Source organism: Mesorhizobium sp. (assembly GCF_965229135.1).
Lineage (GTDB): Bacteria > Pseudomonadota > Alphaproteobacteria > Rhizobiales > Rhizobiaceae > Mesorhizobium.
In genome coordinates this window covers 3,623,182-3,642,647 of sequence record NZ_OZ245860.1, presented here as the reverse complement: position 1 = coordinate 3,642,647, position 19,466 = coordinate 3,623,182, and the positions used below count along the sequence as shown (strand labels likewise).

The 19,466-nt window shown below is 63.8% G+C and carries 12 protein-coding genes; 6 read left to right on the top strand and 6 right to left on the bottom strand.

The features are described from left to right. Positions 1–58: 58 nt before the first annotated feature. Positions 59–1,852, bottom strand: coding sequence for a GtrA family protein (locus ACO07C_RS17235; RefSeq protein WP_421915357.1), 1,794 nt, complete (start codon positions 1,850–1,852; stop codon positions 59–61). 128 nt (positions 1,853–1,980) lie between these two features. Here ACO07C_RS17235 and ACO07C_RS17230 point away from each other — a divergent pair, with 128 nt between their 5' ends. From ACO07C_RS17230 to gshB, 3 genes are all read left to right on the top strand, one after another. Beyond that, entirely contained in the window at positions 1,981–2,991 is a 1,011-nt protein-coding gene (locus tag ACO07C_RS17230; RefSeq protein WP_421915356.1) for a glycosyltransferase, read from the top strand. Between the two features lie 9 nt (positions 2,992–3,000). Further along, the gene (locus tag ACO07C_RS17225; RefSeq protein WP_421915355.1) at positions 3,001–3,375 is read left to right on the top strand and encodes a GtrA family protein; all 375 of its coding nucleotides are present in this window, start codon (positions 3,001–3,003) and stop codon (positions 3,373–3,375) included. 115 nt (positions 3,376–3,490) lie between these two features. Continuing rightward, positions 3,491–4,432, top strand: coding sequence for a glutathione synthase (gene gshB / locus ACO07C_RS17220; protein WP_421915354.1), 942 nt, complete (start codon positions 3,491–3,493; stop codon positions 4,430–4,432). Between the two features lie 52 nt (positions 4,433–4,484). Here the strand turns inward: gshB and ACO07C_RS17215 are convergent, their stop codons facing one another. After that, entirely contained in the window at positions 4,485–8,915 is a 4,431-nt protein-coding gene (locus ACO07C_RS17215) for a putative Ig domain-containing protein (RefSeq protein WP_421915353.1), read from the bottom strand. Between the two features lie 261 nt (positions 8,916–9,176). Between ACO07C_RS17215 and ACO07C_RS17210 the strand changes: the two genes are divergently transcribed. From ACO07C_RS17210 to ACO07C_RS17200, 3 genes are all read left to right on the top strand, one after another. Beyond that, positions 9,177–10,310 (top strand): helix-turn-helix domain-containing protein, encoded by a 1,134-nt coding sequence (locus ACO07C_RS17210; protein ID WP_421915352.1) that lies wholly within the window; start codon positions 9,177–9,179, stop codon positions 10,308–10,310. A 231-nt stretch (positions 10,311–10,541) separates the two neighbouring features. After that, entirely contained in the window at positions 10,542–11,663 is a 1,122-nt protein-coding gene (locus ACO07C_RS17205; RefSeq protein WP_421915351.1) for a radical SAM protein, read from the top strand. A gap of 276 nt (positions 11,664–11,939) precedes the next feature. Next, on the top strand, positions 11,940–13,472 hold the full coding sequence (locus ACO07C_RS17200) for a YifB family Mg chelatase-like AAA ATPase (protein ID WP_421915350.1): 1,533 nt from the start codon (positions 11,940–11,942) through the stop codon (positions 13,470–13,472). A gap of 221 nt (positions 13,473–13,693) precedes the next feature. Here ACO07C_RS17200 and ACO07C_RS17195 read toward each other — a convergent pair whose 3' ends face one another. The 4 genes from ACO07C_RS17195 to ACO07C_RS17180 all read right to left on the bottom strand — a co-directional run bounded on the left by ACO07C_RS17195 (position 13,694) and on the right by ACO07C_RS17180 (position 19,275). Beyond that, positions 13,694–15,868 carry a malate synthase G gene (locus ACO07C_RS17195; protein WP_421915349.1) on the bottom strand — a complete coding sequence of 725 codons (2,175 nt, stop codon included), beginning with the start codon at positions 15,866–15,868 and terminating at the stop codon, positions 13,694–13,696. Between the two features lie 122 nt (positions 15,869–15,990). After that, entirely contained in the window at positions 15,991–18,033 is a 2,043-nt protein-coding gene (locus ACO07C_RS17190) for a hydantoinase/oxoprolinase N-terminal domain-containing protein (RefSeq protein ID WP_421915348.1), read from the bottom strand. Positions 18,034–18,159: 126 nt separating this feature from the next. Then, positions 18,160–18,786 carry a CDGSH iron-sulfur domain-containing protein gene (locus tag ACO07C_RS17185; protein WP_421915347.1) on the bottom strand — a complete coding sequence of 209 codons (627 nt, stop codon included), beginning with the start codon at positions 18,784–18,786 and terminating at the stop codon, positions 18,160–18,162. A gap of 117 nt (positions 18,787–18,903) precedes the next feature. After that, on the bottom strand, positions 18,904–19,275 hold the full coding sequence (locus ACO07C_RS17180; protein WP_421915346.1) for a hypothetical protein: 372 nt from the start codon (positions 19,273–19,275) through the stop codon (positions 18,904–18,906). Positions 19,276–19,466: the final 191 nt, after the last annotated feature.

Below are 19,466 nucleotides of genomic sequence, written 5' to 3'. Positions count from 1 at the left end.
CCCAAGTCGACTTTTGTCAGGGCAATCTAGTCTGGCCCGAACAGTTGAAAAATACTTCTCAACTGTTTGGCCGCACGCGGTAGAGTTCGAGCTGGCTACCCTGCGTTGGTGCGACCGGTTCAAGCCATTCCGGTACGCTGCCGCTCACAAGACCAGCCAGAAAACCTCCTGGCGCGTTGAAGGTGAGAAGTCTGGTTTCTGGGTTGCCGCGGCACACCGCGACGAGACCGACGTGATGATCACTGATGATCGTCCTGGCGGTAGCGGCCGGGCCCATGAAGGCGTCGAGCGCCAGCAGGTTTCCGGCGATGTTGCGATGGTAGGGCCCGGCGAAAACGCGATGTCCGGTGTAGGCCAGGATGGGCGACCCGAGATTGGAAGTCGCCAGCACCGTGGTTCGCGGCTGCTGGCCAAGCATGGCGAATGTGGCCTTGCTCTCGCAGACGGCATCGGCGCTGATCCCGCCCGCGGCAGGCTTGCTGGTGTCGAAAGCGATGGAGGCGGCGGCCGCGGCGCCTGTCCACACGGCATTCACGGAAACCAGCCAAACCGCCGCCATCCGCAAGGCGACGCCGCGCGAGGCGCTCGTTTCCGCCCGTTCGCGCCATTTCGCGATCCAGGCCGAAAGCGGGATTACCGCGAAGGCAATCGAGAATGTCGAGGCGCGCACTTCCCAGGCGCTGACGACGAAGGCGACGAGGAGCAATGCGCCGACGAAGCTGTCCTGTCGGCGCCAGCCGCCGCGGCGCAGGCGAAGCGCCATCAGGATGATCGCAAGCAGGGGCGTGGCATAGCGCGCCGCGACCCGCGCCGGGTCCGAGAAGACGAGTTTGTAGAGGGACTGCGCCTCGTCGATATGGTCGAGCCACAGCGTCTTGATCCGGGGGTCGAGATTTGCGTAGGGCATCGCCAGGCATTGCGGGAACATGAGCACGACGATGGCGCCCAGCGCCGCCGCAAGCAGGCCGAGCGACATCACCCGGCGCTGCGGCGTGCGGTTCATGGCATCGACCGTGGCAATGGCCGCAAGGCCGGCGCCGCCGACGGCGGCGACCACGAACTGCACGATCGAGAATGCATCGCATTGCCCCTGGCCCCATGCGGACATCGGCACCGTGGTGACGAAAACGAAGGCGGAAATGCCGGCAAAGCCGAGGCCGAAATCGCGGGCGATCGTCCGCTCTCCGTGCCCCCCTGCAAGGAACAGCATGGCGACGATGACGCCGAGGGCTCCGGCATAGGGGGCGCTTTCCATGCCGATGGCTATGGTCAGCGCCGCGCAGATCCCCGACGGCAAGGCCGCCCATCCGCGGGCCGGCGCGTCGAGCAGCAGGCTGAGGCTCGCCAGGGTCAGCGTCAGCTGGATATTGTGGTGGTCGAGCGAACCCGGTGAAAAAATCCCGAGATAGTAGAGCGCCGCGCCGCCGACAATGACCGCCGGCACGACAGCGCGCTCTCCGCCGAAATTGCGCGCCGCGCGAATGATGAAGAACATCGAAAGCCACAATTGCAGGGCTGGCCAGAGCACCTGCACGATTTTCTCGGCAAGCGGCATGCTGCCGGTCAGGCCCGAGACGGCGAGGATGCCGAGGGCAAGGGGAGCGTCGAGCAGCCGCGACCAGTGCATGACGAAACCGCCTTCGGGCCCCATCCTGTATTGATGCATGTCGAACCAGCCCTGGCCGGCCAGGAGGTCGCGAACCTCGACCAGCTGCAGCAGGCTGTCGTTGTCGCCATGGGCGTTGGCCAGTTGCGGGAAACCCGCATAGGCACCGACGGCAACGGCCGCCAGCGCGGCAAGCAGCGCCAGCGCGAGATCGAACTTCCAGGCGCCGTCCTTGGCTGTGCCCATTTCATGACCTTTGGAGGAATGTCGACCGGTCCTAACCTAGCCTTAACGGCTTCAATAAATAGTAAAGCCGCCTGGGGAGGCCGGCTTTCAGCGCCGCCATGTCGCCGGGCGAGGCGCCGGAGACGAAAATGCCGCAAGAAGTTCGCTATGAACCGTCCATCGCCGTGCTCTTGCCTTGCTACAACGAGGAACTGACGATCGCCGAGGTGGTCAGGCGGTTTCGCGAAACGCTGCCTTCGGCGCGGATCTATGTCTACGACAACAATTCCAAGGATCTGACCGCGCTGCGGGCACGCGCGGCGGGCGCCATCGTCGTGCGCGAGCCGCGCCAGGGCAAGGGCAATGTGGTGCGCCGCATGTTCGCCGACATCGACGCCGACATCTACCTGATGGCGGATGGCGACGGCACCTACGCCCCCGAGGACGCGCCGCAGCTGATCAACACGCTGCTGACCGAACGCTCCGACATGGTGGTCGGCACCAGGCGCGGCGTTACCGACGATGCCGGCAGGGCCGGCCACGCTTTCGGCAACCGTATCTTCAACAGCCTCTACAAATGGCTGTTCGGCACCGACTTTACCGACATCTTCTCCGGCTATCGCGCCTTCACCAGGCGTTTCGTCAAGAGCTTCCCGGCCGTGTCCGGCGGCTTCGAGATCGAGACCGAAATGTCGGTCCATGCCTCGCAGCTCAAACTGCCGGTCAGCGAGATCGCGCTCGACTATGGCCGCCGTCCGGAAGGGTCGTCCTCGAAACTGTCGACCTATCGCGACGGCGCCAGGATCCTGTGGATGTTCGCCATGCTGTTGAAGGAAACGCAGCCGCTGCGCTTTTTCGGCGCCTTTTCGATATTCTTCCTCGGATCAAGCCTGTTCCTGATGGCGCCGGTGCTGATCGTGTTCGTCGAGACCGGCCTCGTCCCGCGCTTGCCGACCTGGGTGCTGTCCGTCGCGTTGCTGCTGCTGTCCATGCTGGCGGCGGTGACCGGGCTGATCCTCGATTCCGTGTCGCGCGGCCGGGCCGAGCAAAAGCGCATCTTCTATCTGTCGATGCCGTCGGGCCGCGTCGAGCGCCGCGAGCCTGCGGGCGAGCCCGAAACGCTCAAGACCCCGCACGGCAAGACGCCCCGCGCGGCCTGACGACTGACCATGAAACGCATCGTCCGTTTCATTTTCGCCGGCGGCATCGGCTTTTTTGCCGATGCGGCGGCACTCTGGTTGCTTCTGGACGTGACGCCGCTAGGGCCTTTCGTCGCCCGCATACTTTCGATCGGCTTCGCGCTTTGCGTCACCTGGTCGATCAACCGGAACCTGACCTTCCGGCCCTCCAGCCGTGGCATCGCACGGGAAGGCGCGCGCTATGGCGGCGTCGGCATCGCCACCAGCATCGTCAACTATCTCGTCTATTCGGCCATCCTGCTGGCGCTTCCGGCGGTACCGCCCTTGGCCGCACTCTTCGCCGCCTCGCTGGTTGCCATGACCCTGTCATTCCTCGGCTATTCGCGGCTGGTGTTCGACCGCTGAGGGCCCGTTCCGCCAAGCCTCGCCGGCAGCCCCAAGCCGCATCCGGCGCTGGCCCGATTGGCAGAACGCCGCGGGTTCCTTATATCGCTCTGGTCGACTGCGCTGGGGACCCGCCATGAAGCTGAAAATCGCCGTCCAGATGGACCACATCTCCACCGTGTCGATTGCCGGGGATACGTCCTTCGCGCTGTCACTGGAAGCACAGCGGCGCGGCCACCTCCTGTTCCACTACACGCCCGACCGGCTGTCGCTGCTAGATGGCAAGGTGTTTGCCCGCATCGAGGAAATGACGGTGCGGGATGAAAAGGGCAGCCATTATTCGCTGGGCGAGAAGGTGCGCACCGACCTGTCGGAGATGGATGTCGTCCTGCTCAGGCAGGATCCGCCCTTCGACATGAACTACATCACCACCACGCACATCCTCGAGCGCATCCATCCGAAGACGCTGGTGGTCAACGACCCTGCCTGGGTGCGCAACAGCCCGGAAAAGATTTTCGTCACCGAGTTTTCCGACCTGATGCCGGAGACGCTGATCACCAAGGATCCGCTCGAGGTCGCCGCCTTCCGCAAGGAGTTCGGCGACATCATCGTCAAGCCGCTCTACGGCAATGGCGGCGCCGGCATCTTCCATCTGCACGAGGCCGACCGCAACCTGGCCTCGCTGCTGGAAATGTTCGGCCAGATGTTCCGCGAGCCCTACATCGTGCAGCGCTATCTCAAGGACGTGCGCAAGGGCGACAAGCGCATCATCCTGATCGACGGCGAGCCGGTAGGCGCCATCAACCGCGTGCCGGCCGAGCACGATTCCCGCTCCAACATGCATGTCGGCGGCCGCGCCGAGAAGACCGAGCTGACGGAACGCGAACGCGAGATCTGCGCGCGCATCGGCCCGTCGCTGAAAGCGCGCGGTTTCATCCTGGTCGGCATCGACGTGATCGGCGACTACATGACCGAGATCAACGTGACGTCGCCGACCGGCGTGCGCGAAGTCCGCCGCTTCGGCGGCGCCGACATCGCCAGCCTGTTCTGGGATGCGGTCGAGGCGAAGCGGGCATAAGCCATTTTCATTTCGTGCAGCGCGGTTGATCGCACTGGTGATCATCAGACAGTCAGTTCAGCGGCACATTGATCCGCGCCTGTGCAGCGATGGCGGAGTAGCCGGTGGCTCCTATGCCATCATAGGAAATGGCAGTCGCCATGGCCACACCCCCCTGGGTACGGAAGTCGAGGCCAGCCTTGATCCGGCCGCGCAGGCCTGTCGGGCCCGTTGCTGTGTCGGATAGCGCGCCCAGGCCATCCACATTGGTGGAGGCGAAGTTCCAGATCAGTTCCGGCGTGAGCGATGGCTCGACCCACAGTCCGCCGTCGGTGGCAAAACCGTAAGAGAGTTCAGGAGAGAATTTGAGCTGGCCCAACTCGGTCTTCACGCCCGGAATGGTGACGCCAAAAGTGTCCTTGTAGGCGTCGGTCGTGTCCTGGAAGTAGGTGAAGCCCAGATTGGGTGTGAAGGTCACGCCCTGCCCCAGCGTCCACTTGCCCGCGACTTCCGTCGAGGCCAGCCACCTTGTAGACGTGAAGTCACCAGACTCAGGAAGGCTGTTGCCGGAGCGGCCCCAGCCGGCCCGCAACGTCCAGAACATCTGGTCGGTGAGGCGCACGGTGGCGTAAGGCCCGGCCATCCAGCCGGTGCCGGAGATCGTCGTGCCTGACGTCTGTTTCATCGCGTCGACCTGCGTGAACGCACCAATCAGTAAATTGGGGTTGATCACATAGTCGGCGCCAGCGGTGAACAGGCCGAACTGGCCGGTGCGTTCGCCATTGTAACCGGCGTAGATGCCCTCTGCCCACAGGTCGAAGGGCGAGTAGGAATGCGAGCCGCCGCCCTGTGAACCGTTCACGCCAAGTACCGCATCCTGCCACTTCCTGAACTGCGATAGCGAGCCGTGGAACGAAGCGGCAAAGCCGTCATGGGCATTCAACGTGGCATCAAAGGCGCCGGAATAGCTGAGCCGGTCCATCGATCCTGACTGACCGGCGTTCTGCACGGCACCCAGCAGCGTGGCCTGCAGGCCATAGGCATCCTGCAGGCCACCGGTGGCTTGATAGGCCATGGCGGCAATCGGGATGAGAGTACCGCCCGCTCCCGCATGTGATCCGAAAGCCGAAAGTGGCAGATCGGACTTCGGTGTCGCCACTACCTCTTGATTTGTGGAGCCCGAAGAGCCGCCGCCATTTTGGCCTGCGGCCTCGTTCAAACGGTCCATGCCATGACGACCGAAGTCAGCCTGGTTGCTGACGATCTGGTTGGCACGGTCCGAGATGAAGCCACCGATCGCCTTGGTCACCGCGCCAACATCCGTCGTCAAGACCGTGATCGTCTGCTGTGCTTGCTGGGCCGCCGCGTACTGGGCATTGCCTGCCTGGTTGGCGTTCACCACGCAACTGCCCGCCGCCGAGAGGAAGGACACGGTGCTGCCGGAAATGCTGCATACGCCCACGCCGCTCGAAGCGTCGATCGAGAACAGGACGGGCTCGCCGGAAGCGCCGCCGGTGGCCGACACCAGATAGTCCGGCGAATGGACATGGACGGGGCTGGGCGGTGTGGAGGTGAAGGTGATGGTCTGTCCGATGCTGTCGACCTTCAGGCTGAAGCTGTTCGTCGCCGTCGCACCGTTGGCGTCCGTGACCGTCACCTCATAGCTGGCCGCTGCACTGACCACGGTTGGCGTGCCGCTCACCAGCCCGTTGGTGGTGCCAAAGCTCAGACCTGCGGGCAGGGCGGGCAAGACGCCATAGGAGAGGGGGCTGGTTCCACCGCCGCCGGTAACGGGCGTGAACGGCGTCACCGGCGTGGTGACAGTGAGGGACTTCGTGGCCACCGCCTGTGTCGCGGTGACGGCGCTCTCGACGGCAAGCGAAAATGTGCTGGATGCCGTGGCCGCATTGGCGTCGGTCACCGTCACGGTATAGGTCGTGGCGGCTGATGTGACGCTTGGCGTGCCGGTGACTTGCCCGTTCGCCGTATTGAAGTTCAGTCCGGCGGGCAGGCCCGGTGACACGCCGTAGGTCAGGCTTCCGGCACCACCCGACCCGGTGACAGGGGTGAACGATGTCGCTGCATGGTTCTCGGTCAGTATTGTCGTCGCCACCGCTTGCGTGGCGGTGACCCCGCTGGTGACGGCGAGGCCGAAGGTGGCGGTGGCGGTGGCGCCTTGAGCGTCGGTGACTGTCACGGTGTAGGTGCCAGCCGCCGATGCGGTGGACGGCGTGCCGCTGATCTGTCCGTTCGAGGTGTCGAAGCTCAATCCTGCGGGCAGGGGCGGCGAGACGCCATAGGACAGCGGACTGGTTCCACCAGCGCCGGTTACTGGGGTGAATGATGTGGCCGCGTGGTTCTGGGTCAATATCGTCGTCGATACCGCCTGCGTCGCCGTGACCGCTCCGTTGACCGTCAGGGTGAAGATATTGGTTGCCGTTGCGCCATTCGCATCAGTCACCGTCACGGAATAGGACGAGCCCGTTGACGGAATGGTTGGCGTGCCGCTGATCTGCCCGGTGGAACTGCCGAAGCTCAGTCCCGTGGGCAACGCCGGGGATACACTATAAGTCAAGGGCGCGAGGCCTCCCGACCCGGTGACGGGGATGAAGGGCGTGGCGGCATGGTTCTGGGTCAGGTCTGTCGCACCAACAGCCTGCGTGGCGGTGACCGCACTGTTGACCGCCATCTGGAACGTGTTGCTGGCCTGGGCGCCCAAGGCATCCGTCACCGTTACAGTATAGGTCACGGCACCGCCTGCAGCCGACGGGGCACCGGAGATGCCGCCGGTTGTCGGGCTGATCGACACGCCGCTGGGGAGAGAGGGACTGATGCTATAGGTCAGAGGTGCCGCGCCGCCTCCGCCTGTGACGGGCACGAAGGCGGTCGCGGCGTAATTCTGGGTCAAGATTTTTGCGGGCACCGTCTGAGCGGCTGTCACTGCTGCGTTGACGGTCAAATCGAATGTCTTGGACGAGTTTTGTGACGGATTGGACTGATCGGTTGCCGTTACGGTGTAGGTTTTTGTCGCCGAAGTACTGGTGGCGGTTCCGGTGATGGCGCCGGTTGAAGTGTCGAATTGCAGGCCTGTCGGCAAAGCCGGCGATATGCCGAGCGTTATTGCGGGTGCGCCACCACCCGCCGCGACGGGTATGACAGAATTGATGGCCACGCCTTGATAGAAGTTCAACTGGCCGACAGCTTGGGTGGTCGTGAGCAAGTTATAGAAGTTGAGGGTCGCGTAGCCCTGGGTTCCAGACGCGCTGCCGGATTCCGTGGCTGTAGCAGCCTGTGTATTCGTATCAATGGACGTAAAGCCTGCGGACGATGGAAGCCGAATGTCGACTGTAAGGGTGCAACTGCCAAGGCCTGGAAGACTTGCGCCTGAGACAACAAGGCCATTGGGCCCATTGCCGACGTTGACACTGCCACCACACCCGTTGACCAGATTGTCTGGTGAGGGAAAGCTGGCGCCATTGCTGTTATGGATACTGACGGCAATGCCTGTAAGCGCCGCCGGATTGGGATTTGTCAGAACCAATTGCCCCTTCACCACCTGGCCAGCAATCGGCGTGCCTGAATAGATATATGACAGTGCGGCGTTCGGTGGGGACAGAGCCGTCACGGTCAACGGCGTGGCCGTCGTGGCTTTGGTTCCAGTGAGGGTTAGTGGTCCGGTGGCCGAAACGACGCCGGTCGTATAGCTGTAACCCGCGGCTACGGACGAAGTCACCTGCACAGTCACCGTGCAGCTTGAATGGGCGTCCAGCGTAACGCCGCTGAGACTGAGAGTCCCCGCGTTGAACGTGCTGTTGGTGCAGGAGTTGGTGGAATTGCCGCCGCCGGCCAGGGTGAGATTGGCGGGCAATGCCGAAGCCGCGAGGGCAATCCCGGTCAACTGATCACTGCCGGTATACTGATTGGGATTGGTTATGGTCAGGGTCAGCGTTGACGTCTGCGCCGCGGTGATCGAGGTTGGGCTGAACGCTGCCGCCACCGATGGAGGAACAGAAATGGAGAGTGCCGCATAAGCATCCGTTCCCTTTGCGCTCCCAGATTCGTTGGCTGTGGCGCCATTGGAGTTGCGGTTGTAGAGTGACGTAAATCCGGGGGAGGGTGGCAGCTGCACGTCGACATTGATTGTACAGCTTGCGCCGCTTGCCAAACTCGCGCCCGAGACGCTTGCAATGGAATCTCCGGAATTTGCATTAACGCTGCCGCCGCAGCTGTTGGACAAGTTGGCCGGCGAAGCGAATGCCGCGCCATTAGAAATGACGAATTGAGTCGCTATACCCGTGAGGATCGTGGCGGCGTTGGGATTTGACAGGGTCATTGTCGCTGTAACGACCTGGCTAGCCAGTCCATGTGCGACATTGAACGACACCGCGGAGTTGGGTGGCAATGGGCCGGCACCAGCGCTCGCGGTCCACGGGCCAGTGCCGGTCAATCCTGTGAAAAGGACCGCCGCACCAACAAGAAAGCGGGCCAGAACGGCCCAGCGCATAAAGTGATTTCCCACAGCCACGATAACCCCTGCACCCTGATGAAGGTGCTGGAAAACCATGTTCGCACGCACCCATTGCCCCACCGGGACTGTTCCAACGGCCTTGCGTTGCATTCAAGCCGAATGTGGCCGCTTGGGACGCTGGGTTAAACAATTGGGATCACGGGTAAAGCGTCGCTTCGCGAAATAAACCTGTGGGGATCGTTTGAGCTTATCTCCGCCGTGTGACAATCTCGCAGGCAACGACAAGAGTGTGTCTTCATGAATTCGCTTAAAGGCAAGCAGACGGTCTATATCGATTGTTACCAGGGGGTATTTCCTGAAAATGACCCTCAAAGCACTGTGTCTTTTGCGAAAATGATATCGCCGGCCTTCGATTTCGAGGTGCCGCCTTTCGCGAAGGATGTCCCGTTCTTTGCGACATCCGAAATCTATGGCCTGCCCCACGTGACGGTTTCGCGGGCCAAGAGCAGCGCCGGCCGTTTCACCCGCACGATGAGAACCATGGCGCGTCACGGCATGGATCAAATCCTGCTCGTCTGCTACACGCGCGGCCATCTCACCATGACGATTGCCGGCAAAACCAAACGTGTCGAGGCCGGGGATTTCGCGTTCATCGACCTTTCGCAGGAAGTGACAATCGAAGCGCCGGTGGTCGAGAATGTCAGCCTGGCCGTGTCGCGCCGCAGGCTTGAGCCAATGGTGCCATTCCTTGACGACGCTCACGGATTCGTACGCCCGCAAGGGCCGCTGACGACGATCCTGCGCGGCGTGATGGAAAACGTGATCGCAGTGGGACCGGGTCTCCCGGTTTCCGAGGCCGGTGCTGTCGCCGACACGATCATCCAATTGGCGGCGGCATGTCTTGAACCTTTGTCAAGCCAGCCGAACGAAGCCAGGTCAGGCCGTAGGGCGGTGTCACTGGCCGCAATCAAGGCCGCCATCGAGCAGCGGCTATCCGGTTCCGAGCTTACACTCCACACACTCATTGACGATTTTGGCATTACCCGCTCGACGCTTTACCGGATGTTTGAGCCGCTTGGGGGTGTCAGCGCCTATATCAACGAACGGAGGCTTCGCCATGCTTTTCGCCGGATGGCGGACGCGATGGAGCCAGAGATACGTATCTCGCAATTGGCGTTCGATCTTGGGTTCAGCCATCCGTCGGCATTCACGCGCGCCTTCAAGAAGCTTTTTGGCATGTCGCCGAAAGACGTCCGCCGTCTCGCCTCGCAATCGAAAACGGAAGAAATGGAGTTGATGGCGTCCCGCGACCTCCTGCAATATCTCAGGCCGATTGAGCGGCAATCCTTTACGATATCTGGCCTGGACCGCGTCCCAGGACAGGCAGGCAACGTCGGCGCCGCCGAAACGGCCGACTTCGCTCGAGCCTGACGGTGAGGGGCAAGCGATCGTTAGACGTTTTTATTTTGTATTAACCATGTTCCAATTCTACAACCAGCCTCAATCGGGTTGCAACTTAAGCGGCCACATGTTCTGACAATGTTCTTGATTTGATCAAGCAATTGATTGTGCTCGCGGGGGCCGGATCACCAGACTCCAACCGCACCCAACTGGTTGGTTTCGGCAGCGCCGAAACCGGTCGGCTAAAGCTCCGGAGCGTGCATGGACTCTCGCCACTTGCCCGGGTACCCTGAGCGAACCGTTCAAGGCTCTTCTTTTTTACCAGAAGCGATCGGGCGGAGCTTCATGAAGCAGGGCACGACTATGGCGGATGGACGTGCGATGGCCTCGACACTTCTCACCAACGGCAGCGCTCCCCGGAACGCTTCGCGCTTCTATGATGTCGAAGCGGATTGGACCCTCCTGCGGGGCTGCAATTTTCGCTGCACCTATTGCTTCTCGCCGCCAGAAGTCCTTGCCACCAAGATAGGCGCTCACGCCAGGCCGGAGAAGTGGCAGGAGGCATTCGATGCCACCGGGCTGACCTGGCTCCTCCACATCACTGGAGGGGAGCCGACCGCCTATCCCGAATTCGGTCGCCTGTGCCAGTTGCTGACGCAACGCCATTACCTGTCGATCAACACCAACCTGTCCCTGGATACGATCCTGTCGTTCATCGGTGCGGTTGACCCGGGGCGTATCCGTTTCATACACGCTGCCTTCCATCCCAACGAACGGGAGAGGAAAAATGGCATTGCCGCCTTTGTGCGACGCGCGGTGATGCTTCGCGACGCCGGCTTCACCATGCTGATCACCATGGTGGCGACGCCCGAGGTGCTCGCCAACTTCGACGAGATGGCCGGTCCCATCCGCGATGCCGGACTTGCCGTGACGCCCAAGATCCTGCGCGAAAATTTTCAGGGCAAACGCTATCCGGATGCCTATAGCGAGGTGGACAGAGCGCGATTCAGGAAGGCGCTCGCCGGCGGCCAGACCGCCTACAGGAATGTTCTCGACGGCATGGGCGAGGCGCCGACCATCAACTTCTTCAGCGACGAGGACTATCTCGACGGCGTGCCCTCCTTCAAGGGACGCACATGCGATGCGGGCCACAAGTTCGTGGCCATCACCCCCGAGGGCGATGTTTCCCTGTGTGGGGGACCGCAACTCGGCAACATGCTCGACGGCTCGCTCCGCCTGCGGGACAAGAGTTCGGTCTGCAATACGACCTATTGCGTCTATTTCTGCGCGAAGTACGCGCAGCCCGTCGTGGAGAAACCCAAGGGAGCATTGCTGGGTTGGGGACGCCGTCTCCTGTCGAGGACAAACACCCTCTCCAGATAGAACGTCGTGTAACCTTGGCGTCGAGTGGCTGCGGTCGCCTGACCACGGCGATGGCTCTCGGGTGTCGTCGAGCCTTTGACTTGCGAGCATTCAACTTAATTGCGCGCTGTAAGACCCCCGGTTGAAGACCGCGCATGGGCGACAGATGATCTTGTGCAAGCAGATGTTCCTGCAATGTTCTTGCTCAAGACGAAAATCCATGGTTGTATGGGCTGACCTCTCTCGCGGCCTGATCGCAGCCGCGAGAGAGCCCGTCTCTTGGGGGCTTGAGAAGAAATGGTAGCGCGGGTTCGCACGGTGGCTTTCCAGGGCATCGAGGCCGTGCCGGTCGATGTCCAGGTGATGATCGCGCCCGGCAAGGTCAACATGCATATCGTCGGCCTCGCCGACAAGGCGGTGGCCGAGAGCCGCGAGCGGGTGCAGGCGGCACTTCACGCCTCGGGCCTGTCGATGCCCTCGAAGAAGGTCACCGTCAATCTGGCGCCCGCCGACCTGCCGAAGGAAGGCAGCCACTACGACCTTCCCATCGCGCTCGGCTTGATGGCGGCGCTCGGCGCCATACCCGGCGACATGCTGGCCGGCTATGTGGTGCTGGGCGAACTGTCGCTCGACGGCACCATTGCCGCCGTCGCCGGCGCGCTGCCGGCGGCGATCGGCGCCAATGCCGAAGGCAAGGGCCTGATCTGTCCGTTCGCCTGCGGACCGGAGGCAGCCTGGGCGGGGCGGGAGTTCGATATCCTGGCGCCACGCAGCCTGATCGCGATCGCCAATCATTTTCGCGGCACGCAGGTGCTGTCGCGACCCGAGGCCGGCGTCCATGCCTCGGCGCGCGACCTGCCCGATCTATGCGATATCAAAGGCCAGGAGACCGCCAAGCGCGCGTTGGAAGTGGCGGCGGCCGGTGGCCACAATCTGCTGATGGTCGGGCCTCCCGGCTCGGGAAAATCGATGCTGGCGCAGCGTCTGCCGTCGATCCTGCCGCCGCTGGCGCCGAAGGAATTGCTGGAAGTCTCGATGATCGCCTCGGTGGCCGGCGAACTCGGTGAAGGCAAGCTGACCGACCGGCGCCCGTTCCGCGCCCCGCACCATTCGGCCTCGATGGCGGCCATGGTCGGCGGTGGCATACGCGCCCGACCGGGCGAAGTCTCGCTCGCCCATCACGGCGTGCTGTTCCTCGACGAATTCCCCGAATTCACGCCGCAGACGCTGGATGCGCTGCGCCAGCCGCTGGAAACCGGCGACTGCATGATCGCGCGCGCCAACCACCGCGTCACCTATCCGGCGCGCATCCAGCTGGTCGCGGCGATGAATCCTTGCCGTTGCGGCATGGCCGGCGAACCCGGCTATCGCTGTCTGCGTGGCGACCGCTGCCGCACCGACTACCAGGCGCGCATTTCCGGCCCGCTGCTTGACCGCATCGATCTGCGCATCGAAGTGCCGGCGGTCTCGGCCAGCGACCTGATCCGGCCGGACCGGGCGGAGAAGAGCGAGGCCGTGGCGTTGCGCGTGGCGCGCGCCCGGACCATCCAGCGCGAGCGTTTGGAACGCCTCGGCGTCATCAGCGCCACCACCAACGCGCACTGCTCGCCATCGATCATCGAGGCGATCGCGACGCCGGACGCCGCCGGCCTGTCGCTGCTGAAGGACGCCAGCGAAAAGCTCGGCTTTTCCGCCCGCGCCTATCACCGTGTGCTCAAGGTCGCGCGGACGCTCGCCGACCTCGACGCCAGCGAAACGGTCGGCCGCATTCATCTCGCCGAAGCGATTTCCTACCGGATGATGTCTGAACGGATGGCGCAGGCGGCCTGACGTTCCCCTGCCCCTTGAGGGAGGGTGGCCGCGAAGCGAACGGGAGTGGCCGCAACGGCGGTGCGCCTACTCCAATTCTGACGATGTGCCTCGGCAGGAGGATCGTCGGAATGGCCCGGATTCGGGCGGCGTTTCGAAATAGAGCGAGGCCGAGGGTTTTCGGCGACCCCTCCCGACCCTTCGGGCCACCCTCCCCTCAAGGGGGAGGGAGATGTCGGCGCCTACCCAGCCCTGTCCCTCGCCTTCAGCTCCAGCCGCCGCGCATGCAGCACCGGCTCGGTGTAGCCATTGGGCTGCACAGTGCCCTTGAACACCAGGTCGCAGGCGGCCTGGAAGGCGATGGAACTGTCGAAATCCGGTGCCATTGGCCGATAGAGCGGATCGCCGACATTCTGCCGGTCGACGATGGCCGCCATGCGCCGCAGGGAATCCATCACCTGGATGCGCGAACAGACATCGTGGCGCAGCCAGTTGGCGATGTGCTGCGAGGAGATGCGCAGCGTGGCACGATCCTCCATCAGCCCGACGTCGTTGATATCAGGCACTTTCGAGCAGCCGACGCCCTGGTCGATCCAGCGCACGACATAGCCCAGTATGCCCTGTGCGTTGTTGTCGAGTTCCTTCTGGATGTCGGCGTCGCTCCAGTTAGGGCGTACCGCGACCGGCACCGACAGAATGTCGTCGAGCTTGGCCTTGGGCCGGCTTTTCAGCGCCGCCTGCACCGCGTGGACATCGACCTTGTGATAGTGCGTCGCGTGCAGCGTCGCCGCCGTCGGCGACGGCACCCAGGCCGTGTTGGCGCCGGCCTTGGGATGGGCGATCTTCTCCACCAGCATCGCCGCCATCAGGTCGGGCATCGCCCACATGCCCTTGCCGATCTGCGCGTGGCCGGCCAGCCCGCATTCGAGACCAGTGTCGACATTCCACGCTTCATAGGCGGAAATCCAGGCGGCCTGCTTCATGTCGCCCTTGCGGATCATCGGCCCGGCTTCCATCGAGGTATGGATCTCGTCGCCGGTGCGGTCGAGGAAGCCGGTGTTGATGAAGACGACGCGCTCCCTGGCGGCGCGGATCGCCTCCTTGAGGTTGACGGTGGTGCGCCGCTCCTCGTCCATGATGCCCATCTTGATGGTATTCGGGGCCATGCCGAGCAGCGCCTCGACGCGGCCGAAAATCTCGGCGGCGAAGGCGACTTCCTCCGGACCATGCATCTTGGGCTTCACCACATACATCGAACCGGCGCGGGAATTGGCACGGCCGCCCCGCGGGCCGACATCATGCAGCGCGATCAGCGCCGTGATGGCGGCATCCATGATGCCTTCCGGCACTTCGTTGCCTTCGCGGTCGAGGATCGCCGGATTGGTCATCAGGTGGCCGACATTGCGTACCAGCATCAGCGAGCGGCCTGGCACGGTCAGCGTGCCGCCGTTGGGCGCCGTGTAGGTACGATCGGGATTGAGCTTGCGGGTGAAAGTCTTGCCGCCCTTGCTGATCTCCTCGGCAAGATCGCCCTTCATCAGGCCCAGCCAGTTGCGGTAGACGACCACCTTGTCCTCGGCATCCACGGCGGCAACCGAATCCTCGCAGTCCTGGATGGTGGTGACAGCCGATTCCAGGATGATGTCTGCAATGCCGGCCGGATCGGTCTTGCCGATCTGGTTGTCGCGGTCGATGACGATCTCGACGTGCAGGCCGTTCTTCACCAGCAGCACGGCATCGGGGTTGGCCGCATCGCCGCGATAGCCGGCGAATTGCCTGGGGTCGGCAAGCGTGGTCGAACTGGCGCCCACGCTCAGCCGCAGCGCGCCGTTCGCCACCGAAAGCCCGTTCACACCCGCCCATTTGCCGGAGGTGAGCGGCACGGATTCGTCGAGGAAATTCTTGGACCAGGCAACCACCTTGGCGCCGCGCGCGGGGTTGAAACTCTTGCCCTTCTCCGCGCCGCCCGTTTCGGGAATGGCGTCGGTGCCGTAGAGCGCGTCGTAGAGCGAACCCCAGCGCGCATTGGCGGCGTTCAGCGCATAGCGCGCGTTCATCACCGGCACCACCAGCTGCGGCCCGGCGACCACCGATATCTCCGGGTCGACATTCTCCGTCGTCACGCTGAAGGCCGGGCCTTCCGGCACGAGATAGCCGATCTCCTTGAGAAAGCCCTTGTAAGCGTCCATGTCGACGGGCGCGCCATTGTCGCGATACCAGCTGTCGAGTTTTTCCTGCATGACGTCGCGCTTGGCGAGCAGCGCGCGGTTCTTCGGGGCGAGCTCGTGGACGATGGCCGAAAAGCCCAGCCAGAATTTGCCCGGATCGATGCCGGTGCCCGACGCGGCTTCTTGCCCCACGAAATCATGAAGCTCGCGGGCAATCTGCAATCCGGCGATCTCGACGCGATCGGTCATCAGCGGCTCTCCAATGCTTGTGGCCGGCTTTGCCGGCCCCGGGGCCTTTGGCATGTCGGGTTTGCCCGGTCAATTCGGCTTAAGGTGCAAAGCGGCCATTTGCAGGCCGGCGTCGGCTGAATCTACACCGCGATCCTTGGCCTTCCAGATGCCACCGCCACAACATGCGCCTCGATGAACATGCGTTGGCCTTCCACGGTCGAGACCCGGAAATCAGTCACGACCTCGATTTCGGCGCTGTCCGTGCCGGCGTCCATGGCGCGCGCGGCGGCAATGGCGCGGACATCGCTTTCCGCCGACGCGATTGCCGTTGCCTCGTCGAGAAAGTCGCGCACGGTTTCGCCGGAGGCGACGCGGAACAAGCCTTCCTTGGGCTGGCTGACCCGCGCTTCGGCCGAAACCCGCACCTGGCCGACGACCGCGCCGAGCGCGTTGGCGACATCGGTATCCTCTGGCACCACGCAGTCATTGCCGATCAATGGCGGCAGGCCGGCATAGTGCAGCGGCGCGGAAGCGCCGAGGCCGATGACCGGCCGGTCGAGCGCGACGCTGAAGCGCGCAATACCGGGATGCGCGTCGACGGCGCGCTGCACCAGCGCGTGCGCCACGGTCGATGCGCCATCGAGCCCATCCTCGGCAAAGGCGGTTTCGAGGATGTATTCGGCCGACCAGCGGGTCAGCGTCACCAGCACCCGTTCCGAAATTGCCTCGGGCGAAGCGGCAATGGCTTGCCCCCGGCCGTCGCGCCGGCGCGCGAACAGCTCGGCGCCGAGGCGCGCCGAGGCCGCGTCCCAGTTCGCCTGCTTGGCCAGCACATGCGCGGCGTCGGAGGGCGTGAAGCCGGCAATGTGCACCAGCCCGCGCGACACCAGCCGGTTCAGCGTCGCGTTCTGCGCGTTCGAGGTCAGAAGCTTGTCGATGGCGATCGGCGTGGCCGTTATCACCTCATAGAGCCGCGCCTCGGCACCGGTCAGCCCGGCGGCCAGCCGGTCGGGCACGCCGGTCCTGACGGCGAACCGGCCGTCCATGCGGCCTGGGTTTGGCGAACGCAGCTGGCGCTCCAGCTCCAGGGTGACGGCTTCCTTATGCATCATGCCGGCCAGCGCCAGCGGCACCAGGCGGCGGGGTCCGAGCAGGATCTTCGGGTTGAGCGCGCCCTCTTCGAGCGTCACTTCGGAATCGCCGCCAAGGCCGAAGGTGCGCATGGCGACAGCCTCGACCATGGTACGGAAGCCGCCGACCGTGGCGCCCTCCGGGTCAAGCCGCGGCCGGCCCTTGTCGAGCACCGCAACGTCGGTGGTGGTGCCGCCAATGTCGGAGACCATGGCATTGTCCAGGCCCGTCATGTGGCGGGCGCCGACAAGGCTGGCGGCTGGCCCGGACAGGATGGTCTCGATCGGCCGCTGGCGGGCGAAAGCGGCCGACACCAGCGCGCCGTCGCCACGCACCACCATCAGCGGGGCCGCGATCTTGCGGGCTTCGAGGAAACCTTCGGTTGCCGCAACCAGCCGGTCGATCATCGAGATCAGTCTGGCATTGAGCAGCGTCGTCAGCGCCCGGCGCGGGCCGCCGAGCTTTGCCGACAGTTCATGGCTGGTGGTGACCGGCAGGCCGGTCTTCTGGCGGATCAGGTCGCGCGCGGTGATCTCATGCGCGGGATTGCGGGTGGCGAAATAGGCGCAGACGGCGAAGCCGGAAACGGATTTCTCGAGCTCGGGCAGCGCCGTCTCCAGCGCCGAGAGGTCCAGCTTCGCGGCATTGCCGTGCACGTCATGGCCGCCGGTGCAGAACACCACCGGGTCAGTGCCCAATGCCGTCTTCAGGCCGTCGCGGGCGAGATCCGCCTCGGAAAAGCCGATCATGATCAACGCCACGCGGCCGCCCTGGCCCTCGACCAGCGCGTTGGTGGCAAGCGTGGTCGACATCGACACCAGTTTTATCGCCGCCGGGTCCGTGCCGGCCTTCGCCAGCACCGCGTCGACCGCGCCGGAAATGCCCACCGCAAGATCGTGGCGTGTCGTCAGCGATTTGGCCTTGGCCAGCACCTTGCCCTTGCTTGGCGCCTCCGGCGGCCCGCCCGCCTCCGACCACAGCACGGCGTCGGTATAGGTGCCGCCGGTGTCTATCCCGAGGAACAGGGGCAGCGGTTTGCTTCTGGGGGTCATCTTTGGCGGGTGTCCGGACAGGCGAGGAACTTTGCTGTCCCGCCCTTAGCCGATACGGGTCAGCCGATAAAGATGCGAGAGATAGGCCAAGGGTGATCTCCCCCTCGAGGGCGGAGAGTCCTGGCTTCAGCCCACAAACCCGACCTTCTTGTGCGTGCCATCGCAGTAGGGCTTGTTGGCGGAATGGCCGCAGCGGCACAGGAAGGCGACAGTCGTCCGGTCGACCGTATGGCCGGTGCCGGTAACGATCTCGAGATTGCCTTCGAGCTTGAGCGGGCCATTCGCGGTTGGCTTTACGGTGAGCGGTCCGTCCCGCGCTTCGAGCGCCGGCGTGTCCTTCAGCACCGGCTCGCCGGTGGCGGCAAAGCCGGCCTTGGTGTGGCTGCCGTCGCAGAACGGCTTGTTTTCGGAGGCGCCGCAGCGGCAGAGCGTGGCGCGGAAGGTGGTTTCATCGCCGATCACGATCTCGGCATGAACAGCCAGCGGGCCGTTTTCGCGGATGCGCACGGTGTTGACCACCGGCGGCTTCTCCTGCGGTCCGCCATCCTTGCGGACATAGGTGATGGCGCCCGAAGGGCAGTTTTCGGCGATGGCTACGACCTTCTCGACGCTGGCCGCGTCGGGATGGATCCACTGCCCCGGCGCGTTGGGCACGAAGACGTGAGGATCGCCAAGCACGCAATTGCGTGAGTGGATGCAGCGCTTGCCGGAAAACCCGACGTCGATCTTTTCGCTTTCGACCATGCCAGCCACGGCTGTGCTCCTGTTGCCTGAAGCGCGCCGCCTCCCAGGCGGAAGCAGCGCACTTTGGGTATTTGCCTTTGCGTAGGCTATGTTCCAGCCAGGAAAAGCGTCAAGCTGGCAAACCGGTCAGGGGACGAGGTTGATTTCCTCGGTCTCGCCACCGGTGCATTTATAGCAGCAATCCTCGCATTTTTCCTTGTTGCCGGGCCCGACGCCCCAATATGTTCCCTCGTCGCCGTCGACCCAGGCGCCGTAGCAGATCGACTCGCCCTCGTTGCAGGATATCGGCAGCTGCTTGGTCTCGCCGTCATCAAGGTAATAGTCCTTGCCTTCACCGGGCCAGACATAGTCGCGGTCCTGGCTGTAGAGCTCGACACGCATGGCATTGGGATGGCTGTTCTTGATGGCAAAGGTGATGTCGGCGGCCTGCGCCGCGGGTGCGAGCATTACGGCAAGAGAAAGCGCGGCCAGAGTGCGGCGCGCATAGGTGTGAAACATCGTAAACCCCCGAAAAGAAACGGCCCGTCCGACCGCAACACATCCATGGCATGCCGCCGTGCCGCGAGGAAGGGGATCGCGGCGATCCGGTCCCGATTTCTGCGGTTGCATTTCATGCCGGCGGCTGCCGGATCGTGCGTGGCGGCGTTACGAAAACATCGACGGCGGTCCGCTCTCCTGACACTGCCCTG

Coding starts and splice junctions, on each gene's coding strand:
- gshB (WP_421915354.1), top strand. CDS start 3,491: ATGAAGCTGAAAATCGCCGTCCAGATGGACCACATCTCCACCGTGTCG.
- ACO07C_RS17205 (WP_421915351.1), top strand. CDS start 10,542: ATGGACTCTCGCCACTTGCCCGGGTACCCTGAGCGAACCGTTCAAGGC.
- ACO07C_RS17235 (WP_421915357.1), bottom strand. CDS start 1,852: ATGGGCACAGCCAAGGACGGCGCCTGGAAGTTCGATCTCGCGCTGGCG.
- ACO07C_RS17195 (WP_421915349.1), bottom strand. CDS start 15,868: ATGACCGATCGCGTCGAGATCGCCGGATTGCAGATTGCCCGCGAGCTT.
- ACO07C_RS17230 (WP_421915356.1), top strand. CDS start 1,981: ATGCCGCAAGAAGTTCGCTATGAACCGTCCATCGCCGTGCTCTTGCCT.
- ACO07C_RS17215 (WP_421915353.1), bottom strand. CDS start 8,915: ATGCGCTGGGCCGTTCTGGCCCGCTTTCTTGTTGGTGCGGCGGTCCTT.
- ACO07C_RS17225 (WP_421915355.1), top strand. CDS start 3,001: ATGAAACGCATCGTCCGTTTCATTTTCGCCGGCGGCATCGGCTTTTTT.
- ACO07C_RS17190 (WP_421915348.1), bottom strand. CDS start 18,033: ATGACCCCCAGAAGCAAACCGCTGCCCCTGTTCCTCGGGATAGACACC.
- ACO07C_RS17210 (WP_421915352.1), top strand. CDS start 9,177: ATGAATTCGCTTAAAGGCAAGCAGACGGTCTATATCGATTGTTACCAG.
- ACO07C_RS17200 (WP_421915350.1), top strand. CDS start 11,940: ATGGTAGCGCGGGTTCGCACGGTGGCTTTCCAGGGCATCGAGGCCGTG.
- ACO07C_RS17180 (WP_421915346.1), bottom strand. CDS start 19,275: ATGTTTCACACCTATGCGCGCCGCACTCTGGCCGCGCTTTCTCTTGCC.